The organism is Streptomyces sp. NPDC001568 (assembly GCF_042893755.1).
In the GTDB taxonomy this organism is placed as follows: domain Bacteria; phylum Actinomycetota; class Actinomycetes; order Streptomycetales; family Streptomycetaceae; genus Streptomyces.
The window spans coordinates 240,722-256,946 of the sequence record NZ_JBIAVF010000013.1 but is presented as its reverse complement, the minus strand read 5'-3'; the positions used below and the strand labels follow the sequence as shown (position 1 = coordinate 256,946).

The following is a 16,225-nucleotide window of genomic DNA, read 5'->3' as shown; positions in this document are numbered from 1 at the left end:
GGGGTCGACGACGGGCGGTCAGGCGCGCACGATCCCCGCCGCGCGGGCCGCGACGAGCCACGCCGGGAACTCGCCGAGGAGCCGGTCGTAGAGCTCCGAGTCCGCCACCGCGCGCGGGTCGAGGCCGGCGTGGAAGTAACCCGCGTTGTCCACCACCCGCGCGGCGGGGACGGGTAGTTCGTCCAGCTTGCGCAGGAAGTCGAACTGGCTGCTGCGGGTGTTGCCGAAGCCGACGAACTGCCAGAACAGCGGGAGGCGGGCCGCCTTGCACAGGTACCTCTCCGCCGCGAGCTTGCTGACCGGGCCGCCGTCCGTCTGGAAGACGACCAGGGCCGGTTCGCTCGCCCCCGAGTCCAGGTAGTGGTCGATGACGGCTTCCATCGCCGCGTCGTAGGAGGTCTTTCCCATGTGGCCGAGGCCCGCGGCGATCGCGTCGACGCGACCCTCGTGCCCGCCGAGGGTGATCTCCTCGACGGCGTCGACCTCCGTGGAGAAGAACACCACCGGTATCCGGCCGTCGTCGTCCAGGTGCGCGGACAGGCCCAGGACCCGGTCGGCGAGGGCCTGGACGCTGCCGTCGCGGTAGTACGGGCGCATCGACCCGGAGTGGTCGAGGACCAGGTACACCGCGGCGCGCACGCCCTCCAGGTCGTGCTTGCGCAGCGAGATCCCGGCGCTCTTGTACAGGTTCACCAGGGACGGAGCGGTTTCCCGCACCTTGCGGAGGTCGATCGCGCTGCCCGTCATGGCCCGAGGGTACGTCAGGCCGGGGGCACGAATCCGAGCATCGCGGCAAGCCGTTCCCGGTGCGTGCCCGGTGTCCCGAACAACTGTCCGCAACCGTGGGCCCGTTTGAAGAACAGGTGGGCCTCGTGCTCCCAGGTGATGCCGATGCCGCCGTGCAGCTGGACCATCTCGCCCGCGACGTACGCGAACGCCTGCGAGCAGGCGGACCGGGCCGCCGCGGCCAGCTCCGGCGGGGCGCCGGCGGCGGCCGCCGCGAGGGCGAGGGCGCGGGAGGTCTCGACGGCGGTGTGCAGGTCGGCGAGGCGGTGCTTGACCGCCTGGAAGGAGCCGATGGGACGGCCGAACTGCCGGCGGTCCTTCGCGTAGCCGACCGTCACCTCCAGGGCCCGCCCGGCGGCCCCCGCCTGTTCGGCGGCCAGTGCGGTGCACGCCTCGTCGCGGACCCGGTCGAGCACCGCCTCGCCGTGCGCGGACAGCAGCCGGGCCGGGGTGCGGTCCAGGGTCAGCTCCGCGAGGGGCCGGCTCGGGTCCATCGTGGACCGTACGGTGAACCCCGCCGGTGCGGCGGTGAGTTCGTACAGGCCGAGGCGGCCGGTGTCCCCGTCCCGGGCGAACGCCAGGATCAGTGAGGGTTCGGCCGGCCCGGCCAGGACGTACCGCTTGACCCCCGTGAGCAGCGGGCCGGACCCGCCGTCCGACTCGGCCCGGGTGCGCAGGTCGGCGGCCTCCCAACTGCCGCGCCCGCCGCCCCCGGCCGGCTCCTCCGCCCAGGCCAGCGCGCCCACCGCCGAGCCCTCCGCCAGCTGCGGCAGGTGCTCCTCGCAGGCCCGCCGGTCGCCCGCCGCGAGCAGGGCGCCCACGGTCAGCACCGCCGAGCCCAGGTACGGCACGGGGCTCAGCGCGCGGCCCAGCTCCGCCATCACCACCCCGGTCTCGGCGGCCCCGCAGCCCAGCCCGCCGTACTCCGGCGGCACCGCCAGCGCGGCCGCGCCGACCTGCGCCGTCAGCGGGGCCCAGGCCGCGTGGCCGGGATGCCGCGCGAGCACCGCCCGTACGGCGTCGCGCAGTTGCTCCTGCTCCGGAGTCGGGTCGAGTGAGGTCGGGTCGAGGGCGCTCACGCGGACTCCTCCCGGGCCGTGCGGCGCAGACCGGCCTTCAGCAGCTTGCCGCCCGCGTTGCGCGGCAGCTCCGGCAGCAGCATGAAGCGCCGGGGCACCTTGAAGTTGGCCAGCCGCTCGCGGGTCCAGGCGATCAGCTCCTCGGCGGTGACCGGGGCGGTGGTGACGACGAAGGCGACCCCGACCTCGCCGAGGCGCTCGTCGGGGGCGCCGACGACGGCGGCGTCGGCGATCGCGGGGTGGGTCAGCAGGACGTTCTCCACTTCGGCGGGGTAGGCGTTGAAGCCGCCGACGACGTACATGTCCTTCAGCCGGTCGGTGATCGAGAGGTAGCCGCGCGCGTCCAGGACGCCGACGTCGCCGGTGCGCAGCCAGCCGCCGGGCAGGATCGCCTCGGCGGTGGCCGCCGGGTCGTCCAGGTAGCCGGGGGTCACGTGGTAGCCGCGCACCTGCACCTCGCCGGGCTCGCCGGCGGGCAGTACGGCGCCGAGCGGGCCCGTGATGCGGACCTCGGTGTCGGGCAGGGGCGGGCCGACGGTGTGCGCGACGGTCCGGGCGTCCGCGTCGGTGGGGCAGACGGAGACGACGCCGCCGGATTCGGTGAGTCCGTAGGCGGTGAACACCTCCGGGGCGCCGAGTTCGCCGCGGATCTCCTCGACGAGGGAGGCGGGCACGGAGGCGGCCCCGGTGCCGGCCAGGCGCAGCGCGGAGAGGTCGTGGGCGGCGCGGTCGGGGTGGTGGATCAGGCCGTGGAAGACGGTCGGCGGGCCCATCAGGCAGGTGACCCGTTCGGCGGCCATGCGGGTCAGGACGCGGTCGGCGTCGTAGCGCTCCTCGGGGAGCATGGTGGCCCCGCGCAGCAGGCAGGCGAGGATCCCGGCCTTGTAGCCGAAGGTGTGGAAGAACGGGTTGACCAGCAGGTACCGGTCGCCGGTGCGCAGGGTGACCAGGTCCGACCAGGAGGCGTACAGCCGCACGCTCTGGCCGTGGGTGGTCATCACGCCCTTGGGGCGGCCGGTGGTGCCGGAGGTGTAGAGGAGGTCGCCGAGGTCCTCGGGTCGCACCCGGGCGGCCCGGGCCGCGCGTTCGGCATCGGGGACGCACTCCCCGGCGGCGAGGTACGCCCCGTACGACTCGGGTCCGCTGCCGCCGCGCAGGAGCACGGTGGAGGTGAGCGCCCCGAGGTCCTCGCCGGAGGCGTGCAGGTCACGGGCGTAGTCGGTGCCGAGGAAGCCGCGTTCGGTGAACAGGACGCGGGCACCGCTGCGGCGGATGATGTCGGCGGCCTCGGCGGGCTTGTAGCGGGTGTTGACCGGGACGAGGACGGCTCCGACGCCGACCGCGCCGAGGGCGGCGGTGATCCAGTGACGGCTGTTGGGGGCCTGGACGGCGACCCGGTCCCCGGGCCGGATGCCGTGCGCGACGGCCGCGCGGGCGGCGGCGGCGATCTCGGCGGCCAGCCGGGCGAAGCTCCAGCGGACCTCCCCGTCGGCCAGTGCCTCGCGCTCCCCGTACGCCTCGGCGGCGTACTGCGGGAGCAGGGCGAGCGTGGCGGGCGGCGGGGGCGGTGCGGGGGTCATCCGCGGTGTCGGCGGGGGCACTTGCGGGGTCTGGCGGGGGCTGGTCACGAACCCTCCCTACTTGACGAGCGAGCGTGGGCGGTATCCAATCACAGCTGTTTCGGTTAGGCATATACCTAGTAGGAACAACCTTCTCGGGAGGCCCCTCATGTCGACCCTCGTCACTCCGCCCAATCCGCCCGCCCGGTCCAATCCGCCGAGCCGGTCCCACCCGTCCACCGCGCACACCGCGCCCGCGCCCGCCGGCCCGGAGGGCGCGGACATGAAGGCGGTCCTGTCCAGTTTCTGCACCGGTGTCGCCGTCATCACGGCGTGCGGGAGCGACGGCCGCCCCGTCGGGATGGCCGTGCAGTCCTTCTCGTCCGTCTCGCTCGACCCGCCCCTGGTCTGCTTCTGCCCGGCCCGGACCTCGGCCACCTGGCCGCGGATCAGTGCCGCCGGGGCCTTCGCCGTCAACATCCTGGCGGCGGACCAGGAGGAGCTGTGCCGCCGCTTCGCGGTCACGGGCGGCGACAAGTTCGCCGGCGTGTCCTGGCGGCCGGGCGCCGGCGGTGCGCCCCTGCTCGACGGGGTCCTCGCGACCGTCGAGTGCGACGTGGAGGACGTGCTGGACGGCGGCGACCACCTCATCGCGCTCGGCCGCGTCACCACCGTGGCGGCGCACCGTGACGGCGCGCCGCTGCTCTACTTCCGGCGGTCCTACGGGCGCTTGCCGGGCTCCGTCGGGAGGGCGTCGATGTCCTCCAGCATGGCCGCCGCGAGGTCGCGCTCGGACGCGTAGTACCGCTCGGCCCACTTGAGGGTGAGCGCGGGGTACGCCCAGGCCGCCTCGTCCTTCGCGCCCTCGGTGTCGGCCACCGCCCGGCGGCGCATCTTCTCCGCGAACTCCTGGTGTCCGAGCAGTACTTCGCGCATCTGCTCCGGCTCCAGCAGGTGGCCCAGCCACATCCGCAGCATCGGCCCGTGCTTGAGCACCGGCGGGTCGACGGGCGCCTCGCGCGCCCATTCCCGTACGGCCGCCATGCCCTCGTCGGTGATCCGGTAGACGCGCTTGTCGCGGGTGCCGGTGTCCTGGGCGATCATCCGCGAGGTGGCGTAGCCGGCCTTCTCCAGCCGCTTGAGCTCGCTGTAGATCTGGCTGAAGGACGGGCTCCAGTAGAAGAAGCGCAGGGACCAGTCCGACCACTTCTTCAGGTCGTAGCCGGACAGCTCCTCGCCGAAGGAGAGCAGGCCGAGCACCGCCCAGCTGGTCGCGGGGAGCGTGCGCTTGTTCGTCTCGTCTGCCACGCAGCGCAGTCTACGACCGCTCCCCGCGGTGCCCTTCCCTCCGAAGGGTGTGACTGCTAGAAGTATTCCTATTAGAAACACATGCGCAGGTCCCGGACGGAGGAACCTCACCGTGAAGTTCTCGATGATCTTCGAGGCGCAGCTCGTCGACCCCACCCCCGAACGCGAACGCCAAGTCATCCACGACTGCGTCGAACAGGCCGTCTTCGCCGAGGAGATGGGCTTCGACCGGATCTGGGCGGTCGAACACCACTCACTGACCCAGTACGCCCACATGAGCGCCTCGGAGATCTTCCTGACCTGGGTCGCCGCCCGGACGCAGAAGATCCGCATCGGCCACGGCGTGGTCACCATGCCCTTCGGCTACCAACACCCGGTCCGCGTGGCCGAACGGGCCGCGATGCTCGACGTGCTGTCCGGCGGTCGCGTCGACATCGGCGCCGGCCGCGGGGCCACCCGCCAGGAGATGTCCATGTACGGGGTGCGGCCCGAGGACACCTACCCGCAGATGGAGGAGGCGCTGCGGATCTTCTCCGCGGCCTGGCGCGAGCCGGAGTTCGAATGGCACGGTTCCCTCGACATCGGACCCGGGGCGATCCTGCCCCGACCCGTGCAGGACCCGCACCCGCCGCTGTTCATGGCCTGCTCCAAGCACGACACCCTCAAGCTCGCCGCCGAACTGGGCATCGGAGCGCTGGTGATGGGCTTCGCCGGCGCGGACGACGTGCGCGCCATGCGGAAGGTCTACGACGAGGCCGTCGCCGGCCGCACCGGCGAGCGCCTGGTGTCGAGCGAGGTCAACGACCACCTCTCCGCGCTGTGCCCCACGATCGTCCTCGACGACGCCGAACGCGCCCTGCGCCTGGGCACCCGCGGGCAGCGGTTCTTCGCCGAGTCCATCGCCCACTGGTACGGGAACGCCCCCGCGCCCACCGGCTGGTCGGAGGACGAGGACGCCGCGTCCCACGTCGCCGCGCTCGCCCAGGGCCGCGAGGAGCTCGTCGCCCGCCTGCACGAGGCGAACATCCCGGCCCGCCCGGTCGACACCGGCACCTACAACGCGGAACACGCGTACGGCAGCGCCGAGACGGCCATCGCCTACGTGGAGCAGCTCCGCGAGATCGGCGTCGACGAGGTGATGTGCCTGATCCAGATGGGCACCGTGCCGCAGGAAGCCTGCATGGAGACCATCCGCCAGTGGGGCGAGAAGGTCATCCCGCACTTCCGCGCCCTGGAAGCACGGGACGCCGCCGACGCCGCCCACGCCGCCCCGGCCCTGGAGGGCTGAGCCGTGATCCCCCTCGACGGGAAGGTCGTCGTCATCACCGGCGCCGGGCGCGGGCAGGGCGCCGCGGAGGCCCGGCTGTGCGTGGAGGCGGGCGCGCGGGTCGTCGTCACCGACATCCGGGAGGAGGAGGGCCGCGCGGTCGCCGCCGAACTCGGCGACCAGGGGCTCTACGTCCACCACGACGTGGCCGACGCCGCGAGCTGGGCCGGCGTGACCGAAGCCGCCGTCTCCGCCTTCGGCACGGTCTCGGCACTGGTCAACAACGCCGCCCTGTGGCGCACCGCGCACGTCGAGCAGCAGAGCGCCGAGGGCTTCGAGGCGCTGCTGCGGGTCAACCTGCTGGGGCCCTTCCTCGGCATCCAGGCGGTGGCGCCCCTGCTGCGGGCCGCCGGCGGCGGCTCGATCGTCAACATCTCTTCCACGGCCGGACTCGTCGGGATCCGCGGCCACGCCGCCTACGGCTCCACCAAGTTCGCCCTGCGCGGGCTGACCCGCTCGGCCGCGCTGGACCTGGCGGGGGACGGGATCCGGGTCAACTCCGTGCACCCGGGGGCCGTCGACACCCCGATGGTGGCCGGGGCCGTCGCGGGCCGGGACTGGTCCCACGTGCCGCTGGGGCGGATGGGCCGGCCGCGGGAGGTCGGCGAACTGGTGCTGTTCCTGTGCTCGGACGCCTCCTCGTACGTGACGGGCGCCGAGTTCACGGTCGACGGGGGGCTGACGGCCGGATGAGTGCGGACTCCCTGTCGCCGGCGGCCCGGCTGCTGTGCGACGCGATGACGGCCGGCTTCCCCGGCCCCGGTGACGTGACGGCGCTGAGGGCGGCGGCCGTGCCCGGACCGCCCGGCCCGGAGGTGGCCTCCGTGTGCGACACCGTCGCCGGGGGCGTCCCCGTACGGGTCTACGATCCGGCGCCGGGCGCCGCGGACCGGCCGCTGGTCGTCTGGTTCCACGGCGGCGGCTGGGTGATGTGCGGGCTGGACACCCACGACCGGCTCTGCCGCGAACTGGCCCTGGCCTCCGGGGCGGTGATCGTCTCGGCCGATTACCGGCTGGCCCCCGAGCACCCCTGGCCGGCGGCGGCCGACGACGCGCTGAGCGTGCTGCTGTGGGCCCGTGCCGAGGCGCCCGCACGGGGCTGCGATCCGGCGCGGGTGGTCGTCGCGGGGGACTCCAGCGGCGGCAACCTGGCCGCCGTCACCGCGCTGCGGGCGCCGGAACTGATCGCCGGACAACTGCTGGCGTACCCGCCGCTGGACGCCTCGATGGGCTCGGAGTCCGTGACCAAGTACGGGCGCGACCACTTCCACACCGCCGCCCACATGGCCTGGTACTGGGACCAGTACGGCGGCGACCCCGCCCACCCGCACGTCTCCCCGCTGTGCGCCCCCGACCTGGCCGGTCTGCCCCGGACGCTGATCGTCCTCGCGGACTGCGACCCGCTGCGGGACGAGGGGCTGGCGTACGGGCGTCGGCTCGGGCAGGCGGGCGTGGACTGCGAGGTCCGGCTCCACCCGGGCGTCTTCCACGGCTTCCTGGGCCTGCCGCTGCCGGCCGGCGCGGCGGCCCGGGCCGGGATGGCGGCCTGGCTGGCGACGACGCCGTAGCCTGCCGGGCCCCCTGGCGGGGGATGGGGGCGGGGCGGCCGGATTCGAACCGGCGTGTTTCCCCTTGCAGGGGGGTGCATCGACCTCTGTGCCACGACCCCGCCCTTGCGGTGGATCCTCACCGGGCGCGACCGGGCGCGACCGGGCGCGACCGGGCGGGAGCAGTACGGTGGTCCGGCCGAGCCCTTGGCCGCCCGCGCCGGCCTCGTGGCGCTGCTGCTGCTCCAGACCGTGACCCTGCTGCGCCTCACGCGGGGCGCGTCCCGCCGCTGAAACCCACTCGCGGGGCGCACCGCCGCTCGCGTAGGTTCTGGCCGCATGTCCCCGCGCACCGCACCCACCACCACCCTCTGGCGTCCCACCGGCCCCGTCGAACTCGACCTGGTCCGCGCCCTCGACCACCGCGCCTGGCCGCCCCGGCTGCCCGAGCAGCCGATCTTCTATCCGGTGCTGAACGAGGACTACGCGACCCGCATCGCCCGGGACTGGAACGTCAAGCACGACGGCGCCGGCTACGTGACCCGCTTCGAGGTGGACTCCGCCTTCCTGGAGCGCTACCCGGTCCGGCAGGCGGGCGGCGAGACGATCCTGGAGCTGTGGGTCCCCGCCGAGGAACTCCCCGAGTTCAACGCGCACATCGTCGGCCGCATCGAGGTCGTCGGCGCGTTCCACTGAGCCGACCTGCGCCGCCCGACCCCCGCCCGGTTGCCCGAAAGGGCTGGTGGGCGGGGGTCGCCGGCGCGAAGAATGGGGGGATGACCACACGCGCCCGCTCGTTCGACAGCGCCGCCGCCCTCTACGCGGCGCACCGCCCCGGCTATCCCGACGGCCTGTACGACGCCGTCGAGGAACTGTCCGGCCGGCCGCTCGCCGGAGCCCGGGTGGCCGACGTCGGGGCGGGCACCGGCATCGGCACCGGTCCGATGCACGCGCGCGGGGCCCGGGTGCTCGCCGTGGAGCCCGGGGACGGGATGTCCGCCGAGTTCCGGCGGGCCCTCCCCGAGGTCCCGATCGTCCGCGGGGACGGCGACCGGTTGCCGCTGGCCACCGGCACGTTCGACCTCGTCACCTACGCCCAGGCCTGGCACTGGACGGACCCGGCCCGCGCCGTCCCCGAGGCCCGGCGCGTGCTGCGACCGGGCGGCTCGCTGGCGATCTGGTGGAACGACACCGACGAGTCCGTGCCCTGGGTCGCCGAACAGGGCGCCCGCATCAGCGCGTTCTTCGCCGCCGACGGCGCCACCCACTTCCGCACCCTGCCGCAGGGCATCGGCGCCGACTTCGTCTCCCGGACCGTGAGCTGGTCGCGCCGCGTCCCCCTCGAAGCGCACCTCGCCAACCTCTCCAGTCACTCCGGCTTCCTCCTCCTCGGCGAGGAGGCCACCCGCGCCTTCATGGACGCCGAACGCACCCGACTCCAACGCCTCTTCCCGGCCGGAGAGATCGAGGAGCCGTACGTCGTCTCCCTCCACGTGGCCCGCCTCGGCTGACCACCGCCCCGCCCGTCCGCCGGGCCGGCCCGCGCCGCACCGCGCGGGGCGGCACCGGGCCGGTGCCCACGCGCCCGCCCGCCCGCCCGACGGCCCGGTGCCGGCCCCGGCCCCGGCACCGGGTCCGCGTCCGCGTCCGGCCCGCGCGAGCGGACGGTGCCCCGGTGGGCGGCTCCGCCGGACCGCGCCGAGCCGCGCCGGCCGCGCGCCCCCGGACCGCGCCGCGTCGCGCCGGGCCGTACCGCGCCCCGCCGCCGGGCTACGGCTGCCGGTCGAGGCCCCGCACCACCTCAGCGCGGCAGGCGGTCGGGGTGCCCCAGGCGTCCCGCAGGGGGCGGGCCTTGCGGAGCCACAGCGACAGGTCCAGCTCCTGCGTGTAGCCGATCGCGCCGTGCACCTGGAGCGCCGTCAGCGCCGCCCCGTACGCCGCCTCCCCGGCCGTGAGCTTCGCCGCGGCGATCTCGCCCGGCTCCAGGGACAGCGCCGCCGCCCAGACCAGCGGGCGGGCGAACTCCAGCGCCAGCAGGGTGTCCGCCAACCGGTGCTTCACCGCCTGGAAGCCGCCGATCGGCGTCCCGAACTGGCTGCGCCGCTTCGCGTACTCCACCGTGGCCGCCAGCAGGGCCTCGCCGAGGCCCAGGCACTGCGCCGCCGTCAGCAGCCGCGCCCAGCGCAGCGCCTCCTCGGCCGCCGCGGTGACGGCCGGGCCCGCCGCGAGGAGTTCGCCGCCCGCCGGCGCCGACAGCCGACGTGCCGGGTCGAGGGAGGCGAGCCGCTCGCCGGGGACGTCCGCCAGCCGCAGCTCTCCCGCCGCGGACACGCTGAAGCGGTACCCCGCCGCGTCCGCGTCCAGCGCGTACGGGGAACCGCCCGGCAGCGTCAGCGTGGCCAGGGCCCCGCCCGAGACCAGCCCCGGCAGGAACCGCTTCGCCTGCGCGTCGTCCCCCAGCCGGGCGAGCAGCACCGAGGCGGCCGCGCTCTCCACGACCGGACCCGCCACCCCCGCCCGCCCCAACTCCACGAAACCCAGCGCCAGTTCCACCGGCAACGGCCCGAGCCCCTCGTACGCCTCCGGCACGGCCAGCGCGAACAGGCCCGTGTCCGCGAGCCGGGACCACAGCGACCGCCCCGGCCCGTGGTCCCCGTCCGCCCAGGCCCGTACCGTCGCCGGGACGGCGGCCTTGCCGAGCAGGGAGCGCAGCGTACGGGCGAAGTCCGACTGTTCGTCGGTCGGCTGGAAGCGCATCAGCGGCGGCCCTTCGGGAGGCCGAGCAGCCGCTCGGCGATGATGTCGCGCTGGATCTCGTTGGTGCCCGCGTAGATCGGCCCGGCCAGCGAGAACACCCACGGCTCGGCCCACGGCCCGTCCGCCAGCTCGGCGTCCGGGCCCAGCAGGTCCAGCGCGCTCTCGTGCAGGGCGATGTCGTACTGGGACCAGAACACCTTGTTCAGACTGGACTCGGCGCCGATCACCGAGCCCGCCGCGAAGCGGGTCGCGCCCGCCCAGGTGAACAGCTGGTAGGCGCGCGCCCCGACCACCGCGTCCGCGACCCGGTCGCGCAGCGCGGTGTCGGCCGGATCGCCCGTCTCCCGCCACAGGTCCACCAGGCGCCGCGACGCCGCGAGGAAGCGGCCGGGGGAGCGCAGGGTCAGCCCCCGCTCGTTGCCGGTGGTCGACATCGCGATCCGCCACCCCTGCCCGGGCTCCCCGATGACGTCCTCGTCGGGTACGAAGACCCGGTCGAGGAAGAGCTCCGCGAAGGCCGGCTTCCCGTCGAGCCGCCCGATGGGCCGCACCGTCACGCCCGGCGCCCGCAGGTCGAACATCAGGTACGTCAGCCCCTGGTGCGGTTTCGGGGCGTCCGGGTCCGTACGGAAGATCCCGAAGGCCCGGTCGGCGAAGGCGGCCCGCGAGGACCACGTCTTCTGCCCGGACAGCAGCCAGCCGCCCTCCGTGCGCACCGCGCGGGAGCGCAGCGACGCCAGGTCCGAACCGGACTCCGGCTCCGACCAGGCCTGCGCCCAGATCACCTCGCCGCCCGCCATCGGGGGCAGCACCCGGGCCCGCTGCTCGGCGCTCGCGTGGTCGAAGAGGGTCGGGGCCAGCAGGCTGATGCCGTTCTGCGCGACCCGGCCGGGCGCGCCGGCCGCCCAGTACTCCTCCTCGAAGACCAGCCACCGCTCGATGTCGGCGCCCCGGCCCCCGTATTCCTCGGGCCAGGACACCACCGACCAGCGGCCGGCGTGCAGCAGGGCCTCCCATTCCCGGTGCGCGGCGAAGCCCTCGGCCGTCTCCAGGGAGGGCAGGGGGCGGTCGGGGACGTGCGCGCGGAGCCAGGTGCGGGCCTCGGCCCGGAAGGCCTCCACGTCCGCCGAGTGATCGAGGTCCATCAGCCGTTCGCCTCCTTCATGGCGGCCACGTTCATGCCGCCGAGCGGGTCCGCCGCCGTCTCGGCGTTGTGGGAGTGCGCCAGGTGGTGCAGGCCGAACACCGAGTCCATGCCGGCGTGCAGGCCCTGGAGGTCCTCGGCCTGGTTGACGGCCCGTTTGGTCAGGGCCAGTCCGAAGCCCGGCATGTGCGCGATCCGCAGGGCCAGTCGGTCGGTCTCGGCCGCCAGCGCCTCCCGCCCGACGACCCGGTTGACCATGCCGACCTCGTACGCGCGCCGGGCGGGCATCCGGTCGCCGGTGTAGAGGAACTCCTTCGCGATCCGGGGCGGCATCGCCCACGGGTGCGCGAAGTACTCGACGCCCGGTATGCCCATCCGTACGACGGGGTCGGCGAAGAAGGCGTCCTCGCTCGCGACGATCAGGTCGCACACCCAGGCCAGCATCAGCCCGCCCGCGACGCACGCCCCGTGGACCGAGGCGATCACCGGCTTCGGCAGTTCCCGCCAGCGCCGGCACATTCCCAGGTAGACCTCCGACTCCCGGGCGAAGCGGGATTCCGCGCCGCTTCGGGTGCTGTGGTCCCACCACAGTCCGGCCCGCCGCTCGAAGGGCAGGTGGGCGTCGCGCCCGGGGGTGCCGATGTCGTGGCCCGCGGAGAAGTGTTCGCCGGCCCCGGCGAGGACGACCACTTTGACCTCGGGGTCGTCGGCGGCCCGGTAGAAGGCGTCGTCCAGGGCGTAGGTCATCGCGCTGTTCTGGGCGTTGCGGTAGCGGGGGCGGTTCATGGTCACGTATGCGACCGGGCCGCGGCGCTCGTAGAGCACCGGCGCGGCGGAGTCGTCAGCGGGCATACCGACATCCTTCCCTAACAAGTGTTTGGTAGGTTAACGTACGGCCATGAGCAGCGTCGAGGAGTTCCGCACCGAGGTCCGGAGTTGGCTCCGCACCCACCTCACCGGGGAGTTCGCGGCCCTCAAGGGACGCGGCGGACCCGGCCGCGAACACGAGGCCTTCGCCGAACGCCTCGCCTGGGAACGGCACATGGCGGACCACGGCTGGACCTGCGTCGGCTGGCCCGAGGCCCACGGCGGGCGCGGCGCGAGCACCGCCGAACAACTCGCCTTCCACGAGGAGTACGCCCTCGCCGACGCGCCCGCCCGCGTCAACCACATCGGCGAACAGCTCCTGGGCCCCACCCTCATCGCCCACGGCACCCAGGAGCAGCAGCGCCGCTTCCTGCCCGCCATCCGCGCCGTCCGGGAACTGTGGTGCCAGGGCTACAGCGAACCGGGGGCCGGCTCCGACCTCGCGGGGGTCCGCACCCGCGCCGCCCTGCGGGACGGCGCCTGGGTGGTGGACGGGCAGAAGACCTGGACCTCCCTCGCCCACGAGTCCCAGTGGTGCTTCGTCCTCGCCCGCACCGAAGCGGGCTCCCACCGCCACCGGGGCCTGTCCTACCTCCTGGTCCCGATGGACCAGCCCGGGGTCGAGGTCCGCCCCATCACCCAGCTCACCGGCACCTCCGAGTTCAACGAGGTCTTCTTCGACGGCGCGCGCACCGACGCCTCCCACGTGGTCGGCGCCCCCGGCGACGGCTGGGCCGTCGCCATGGCCACCCTCGGCTACGAACGCGGCGTCTCCACCCTCGGCCAACAGGTCGGCTTCCGCCGCGAACTCGAAGCACTCGCCGACCTCGCCCGACGCGACGGCGCCCTCGCCGACCCCCTGGTCCGCGACCGCCTCGTCCAGGCCTGGATCGGCCTGGAGACCATGCGGGCCACCGCCCGCCGGCCCGGCACCGCCCCCTCCACCGCCAAGCTGTACTGGGCCCGCTGGCACCGCGACCTCGGCGAGCTCGCCATGGAGGTCCGCGGCGCCGCCTCCCTCGTCGCGAACGGCGCCCACGGGGACCCGTACGACCTCGACGACCACCAGCGGCTCTTCCTCTTCTCCCGCGCCGACACCATCTACGCCGGATCCGACGAGATCCAGCGCAACCTCATCGCCGAGCGGATCCTCGGCCTTCCCAAGGAGGTACGGGCGTGAACGCTCCCGACCGCGTCGCCCCCCACGGGCTCCTCGCGGACCGCACCGCCGTCATCACCGCCGCCGCCGGCGCGGGCATCGGCGGCGCCACCGCCCGCCGCTTCCTGGAGGAGGGCGCCCGCGTCCTCATCAGCGACGCCCACGCCCGCCGGCTCAAGGAGACCGAGGACTCCCTCGCCGCCGAGTTCGGCGCCGCCCGCGTCACCTCCCTGCCCTGCGACGTCACCGACGAGGAACAGGTCCGCGCGCTGTTCGCCCTCGCCGAGGAGACCCACGGCGGCCTCGACGTCGTCGTCAACAACGCCGGCCTCGGCGGCACCGCCGACCTCGTCGACATGACCGACGAACAGTGGACCCGCGTCCTCGACGTCACCCTGGGCGGCACCTTCCGCTGCACCCGCGCCGCCCTGCGCTCCTTCCGGGCCTCCGGCCGCCGCGGCGCCGTCGTCAACAACGCCTCCGTCGTCGGCTGGCGCGCCCAGCGGGGCCAGGCCCACTACGCCGCCGCCAAGGCCGGGGTCATGGCCCTGACCCGCTGCGCCGCGCTGGAGGCCGCCGACTTCGGCGTACGCGTCAACGCGGTCGCCCCGAGCCTCGCCATGCACCCGCACCTGGTGAAGGTCACCAGTGAGGAACTGCTGACCGAACTCACCGCCCGCGAGGCCTTCGGCCGGTACGCCGAGCCCTGGGAGATCGCCAACGTCATCGTCTTCCTGGCGAGCGGCTACTCGTCGTACATGACGGGCGAGACCGTGTCGGTCAGCAGCCAGCACGCGTAGGTCGACAATGGGCCCGTGCCAACGAACAAGCCAACGAACAGGCCGGCGGACAAGCCGACGACCCAGCCCGCGAACAAGCCCGACCAGCAGACCGCCAAGAAGAAGCCGCAGGTGACCGCGTCACCCGAGCGGCGCCGCGAACTCCTCGACACCGCCGCCGAGGTCTTCGCCGCACAGGGCTACAACGCCACCACCGTCCGCAAGATCGCCGACGCCGCCGGCATGCTCGCCGGCAGCCTCTACTACCACTTCGATTCCAAGGAATCGATGCTCGACGAGATCCTCTCCGCCTTCCTGAACGAGCTCTGGCAGGGCTACGACACCGTCCTCGCCGCCGGACTCGGCCCCAGGGAGACCATCGAGGCCCTCGTCACCGAGTCCTTCCGGGAGATCGACCGGCACCGCGCCGCCGTCGCCATCTACCAGAAGGAAGCGCGCACCCTCTCCGCCCAGCCCCGCTTCCACTACCTCTCCGACTCGCAGCAGAAGTTCGAGAAGGCCTGGCTCGGGACGCTGGAGCGGGGGGTCGCGGCCGAGGTCTTCCGCGCCGACCTCGACATCCGCCTCACCTACCGCTTCGTCCGCGACACGGTGTGGGTCGCGGCGTCCTGGTACCGGCCCGCAGGACAGCACAGCCCCGAGGAGATCGCCCGCCAGTACCTGTCCATGGTGCTCGACGGGATCGCCCTGCGTACCTGACCCCACCCGACAACTTACGGAGACCCGATGCCCGAGGCCTACATAGTCGAAGCGGTCCGCACCCCCGTGGGGCGGCGCGGCGGCGGCCTGTCCGCGGTCCACCCCGCCGATCTCGGCGCACACGTACTGAAGGCGCTGGTCGAACGCTCCGGCATCGACCCGGCCGCCGTGGAGGACGTGGTGTTCGGCTGCCTCGACACGGTCGGGCCGCAGGCCGGGGACATCGCCCGGACGGCCTGGCTGGCGGCGGGCCTGCCCGAGGAGGTCCCCGGGGTCACCGTCGACCGGCAGTGCGGCTCCTCGCAGCAGGCCGTGCACTTCGCCGCCCAGGGCGTCCTGTCCGGCACCCAGGACCTGGTGGTCGCCGGCGGCACCCAGAACATGTCGATGATCCCGATCGCCTTCGCCTCCCGACAGGCGGCGGAGCCGCTGGGCCTCACCGAGGGCCCCTACGCGGGCTCGGCCGGCTGGCGCGCCCGCTACGGCGACGCCCCCGTCAACCAGTTCCACGGGGCCCAGCTGATCGCCGAGAAGTGGGGCATCACGCGCCGCGACATGGAGGAGTTCGCCCTGCGCTCCCACCAGCGGGCCCTGCGAGCCATCGACGAGGGCCGCTTCGAGCGGGAGACCGTGCCCTACGGGGACGTACGCGTCGACGAGGGCCCGCGCCGCGACACCACCCTGGAGAAGATGGCCGGCCTGAGGCCCGTCGTCGACGGCGGCACCATCACCGCGGCCGTCTCCTCCCAGGTCTCCGACGGAGCGGCGGCGATGCTGATCGCCTCCGAGCGGGCCGTCCGCGAACACGGCCTGCGACCACGCGCCCGCATCCACCACCTGTCCGTACGCGGCGAGGACCCGATCCGGATGCTGTCGGCGCCGATCCCGGCCACCGCGCACGCCCTGAAGAAGACCGGCATGTCGCTCGCCGACATCGACCTGGTCGAGATCAACGAGGCCTTCGCCCCCGTGGTCCTGGCCTGGCTGAAGGAGACGGGGGCCGACCCCGCCCGGGTGAACGTCAACGGCGGGGCCATCGCCCTCGGCCACCCGCTGGGCGCCACCGGCGTCAAACTGATGACCACCCTGCTGCACGAACTGGAACGCACCGGAGGCCGCTGGGGCCTCCAGACGATGTGCGAGGGCGGCGGTCAGGCGAACGTGACGATCATCGAGCGGCTGTAGACCCCTGG

General features: G+C 74.1%; 18 protein-coding genes and 1 tRNA gene. 11 read left to right on the top strand and 8 right to left on the bottom strand.

Annotation, left to right across the window (positions count from 1 at the left end; all coding sequences use genetic code 11):
* Positions 1 to 18: 18 nt before the first annotated feature.
* Genes ACFY0I_RS24940 through ACFY0I_RS24930 form a run of 3 tightly spaced genes read right to left on the bottom strand, consistent with a single transcriptional unit; the run spans position 19 to position 3,445 of the window.
* Positions 19 to 747 carry a vWA domain-containing protein gene (locus ACFY0I_RS24940; RefSeq protein WP_388899796.1) on the bottom strand — a complete coding sequence of 243 codons (729 nt, stop codon included), beginning with the start codon at positions 745 to 747 and terminating at the stop codon, positions 19 to 21.
* Positions 748 to 761: 14 nt separating this feature from the next.
* Positions 762 to 1,865 (bottom strand): acyl-CoA dehydrogenase family protein, encoded by a 1,104-nt coding sequence (locus ACFY0I_RS24935; RefSeq protein WP_388899793.1) that lies wholly within the window; start codon positions 1,863 to 1,865, stop codon positions 762 to 764.
* The gene (locus ACFY0I_RS24930) at positions 1,862 to 3,445 is read right to left on the bottom strand and encodes a FadD3 family acyl-CoA ligase (protein ID WP_388899901.1); all 1,584 of its coding nucleotides are present in this window, start codon (positions 3,443 to 3,445) and stop codon (positions 1,862 to 1,864) included. The genes ACFY0I_RS24935 and ACFY0I_RS24930 overlap by 4 nt, the downstream gene beginning before the upstream one ends.
* A 148-nt stretch (positions 3,446 to 3,593) precedes the next feature.
* On the opposite strand from ACFY0I_RS24930, the gene ACFY0I_RS24925 reads away from it, so the two are divergent.
* Positions 3,594 to 4,226, top strand: coding sequence for a flavin reductase family protein (locus tag ACFY0I_RS24925; RefSeq protein ID WP_388899790.1), 633 nt, complete (start codon positions 3,594 to 3,596; stop codon positions 4,224 to 4,226).
* Here the strand turns inward: ACFY0I_RS24925 and ACFY0I_RS24920 are convergent.
* Positions 4,145 to 4,732 (bottom strand): PadR family transcriptional regulator, encoded by a 588-nt coding sequence (locus tag ACFY0I_RS24920; RefSeq protein ID WP_388899787.1) that lies wholly within the window; start codon positions 4,730 to 4,732, stop codon positions 4,145 to 4,147. The genes ACFY0I_RS24925 and ACFY0I_RS24920 overlap by 82 nt on opposite strands.
* A gap of 112 nt (positions 4,733 to 4,844) precedes the next feature.
* On the opposite strand from ACFY0I_RS24920, the gene ACFY0I_RS24915 reads away from it, so the two are divergent.
* The 3 genes from ACFY0I_RS24915 to ACFY0I_RS24905 are packed head-to-tail and all read left to right on the top strand — an operon-like array spanning position 4,845 to position 7,627.
* Positions 4,845 to 6,020: an LLM class flavin-dependent oxidoreductase gene (locus ACFY0I_RS24915; RefSeq protein WP_388899784.1), complete on the top strand. Its 1,176-nt coding sequence runs from the start codon at positions 4,845 to 4,847 to the stop codon at positions 6,018 to 6,020.
* 3 nt (positions 6,021 to 6,023) lie between these two features.
* A complete protein-coding gene (locus ACFY0I_RS24910) occupies positions 6,024 to 6,752 on the top strand; it encodes an SDR family NAD(P)-dependent oxidoreductase (protein WP_388899781.1) in 729 nt (242 codons plus the stop codon).
* Positions 6,749 to 7,627: an alpha/beta hydrolase gene (locus tag ACFY0I_RS24905; protein ID WP_388899778.1), complete on the top strand. Its 879-nt coding sequence runs from the start codon at positions 6,749 to 6,751 to the stop codon at positions 7,625 to 7,627. Before ACFY0I_RS24910 ends, ACFY0I_RS24905 begins: the two co-directional genes overlap by 4 nt.
* 24 nt (positions 7,628 to 7,651) lie before the next feature.
* Here the strand turns inward: ACFY0I_RS24905 and ACFY0I_RS24900 are convergent.
* Positions 7,652 to 7,731 (bottom strand) — tRNA-OTHER (locus tag ACFY0I_RS24900).
* 1 nt (position 7,732) lies between these two features.
* Here ACFY0I_RS24900 and ACFY0I_RS24895 point away from each other — a divergent pair.
* The 3 genes from ACFY0I_RS24895 to ACFY0I_RS24885 all read left to right on the top strand — a co-directional run bounded on the left by ACFY0I_RS24895 (position 7,733) and on the right by ACFY0I_RS24885 (position 9,117).
* The gene (locus tag ACFY0I_RS24895) at positions 7,733 to 7,900 is read left to right on the top strand and encodes a hypothetical protein (protein ID WP_388899776.1); all 168 of its coding nucleotides are present in this window, start codon (positions 7,733 to 7,735) and stop codon (positions 7,898 to 7,900) included.
* Between the two features lie 45 nt (positions 7,901 to 7,945).
* Entirely contained in the window at positions 7,946 to 8,302 is a 357-nt protein-coding gene (locus ACFY0I_RS24890; protein ID WP_388899773.1) for a hypothetical protein, read from the top strand.
* Positions 8,303 to 8,382: 80 nt separating this feature from the next.
* A complete protein-coding gene (locus ACFY0I_RS24885; protein ID WP_388899770.1) occupies positions 8,383 to 9,117 on the top strand; it encodes a class I SAM-dependent methyltransferase in 735 nt (244 codons plus the stop codon).
* A 259-nt stretch (positions 9,118 to 9,376) separates the two neighbouring features.
* On the opposite strand, the gene ACFY0I_RS24880 is transcribed toward ACFY0I_RS24885, so the two are convergent.
* The 3 genes from ACFY0I_RS24880 to ACFY0I_RS24870 are packed head-to-tail and all read right to left on the bottom strand — an operon-like array spanning position 9,377 to position 12,359.
* A complete protein-coding gene (locus ACFY0I_RS24880) occupies positions 9,377 to 10,363 on the bottom strand; it encodes an acyl-CoA dehydrogenase family protein (protein ID WP_388899767.1) in 987 nt (328 codons plus the stop codon).
* Positions 10,363 to 11,508, bottom strand: coding sequence for an acyl-CoA dehydrogenase family protein (locus tag ACFY0I_RS24875; RefSeq protein ID WP_388899764.1), 1,146 nt, complete (start codon positions 11,506 to 11,508; stop codon positions 10,363 to 10,365). Before ACFY0I_RS24875 ends, ACFY0I_RS24880 begins: the two co-directional genes overlap by 1 nt.
* On the bottom strand, positions 11,508 to 12,359 hold the full coding sequence (locus tag ACFY0I_RS24870; RefSeq protein ID WP_388899761.1) for an enoyl-CoA hydratase: 852 nt from the start codon (positions 12,357 to 12,359) through the stop codon (positions 11,508 to 11,510). Before ACFY0I_RS24870 ends, ACFY0I_RS24875 begins: the two co-directional genes overlap by 1 nt.
* A gap of 46 nt (positions 12,360 to 12,405) precedes the next feature.
* On the opposite strand from ACFY0I_RS24870, the gene ACFY0I_RS24865 reads away from it, so the two are divergent.
* From ACFY0I_RS24865 to ACFY0I_RS24850, 4 genes are all read left to right on the top strand, one after another.
* Positions 12,406 to 13,554 carry an acyl-CoA dehydrogenase family protein gene (locus ACFY0I_RS24865; protein ID WP_388899758.1) on the top strand — a complete coding sequence of 383 codons (1,149 nt, stop codon included), beginning with the start codon at positions 12,406 to 12,408 and terminating at the stop codon, positions 13,552 to 13,554.
* Complete coding sequence (locus tag ACFY0I_RS24860; protein WP_388899755.1) at positions 13,551 to 14,333, top strand: SDR family oxidoreductase; 783 nt, start codon at positions 13,551 to 13,553, stop codon at positions 14,331 to 14,333. Before ACFY0I_RS24865 ends, ACFY0I_RS24860 begins: the two co-directional genes overlap by 4 nt.
* 111 nt (positions 14,334 to 14,444) lie before the next feature.
* Positions 14,445 to 15,032 carry a TetR/AcrR family transcriptional regulator gene (locus ACFY0I_RS24855; RefSeq protein WP_388899898.1) on the top strand — a complete coding sequence of 196 codons (588 nt, stop codon included), beginning with the start codon at positions 14,445 to 14,447 and terminating at the stop codon, positions 15,030 to 15,032.
* 27 nt (positions 15,033 to 15,059) lie between these two features.
* Complete coding sequence (locus ACFY0I_RS24850) at positions 15,060 to 16,217, top strand: acetyl-CoA C-acetyltransferase (protein WP_388899752.1); 1,158 nt, start codon at positions 15,060 to 15,062, stop codon at positions 16,215 to 16,217.
* Positions 16,218 to 16,225: the final 8 nt, after the last annotated feature.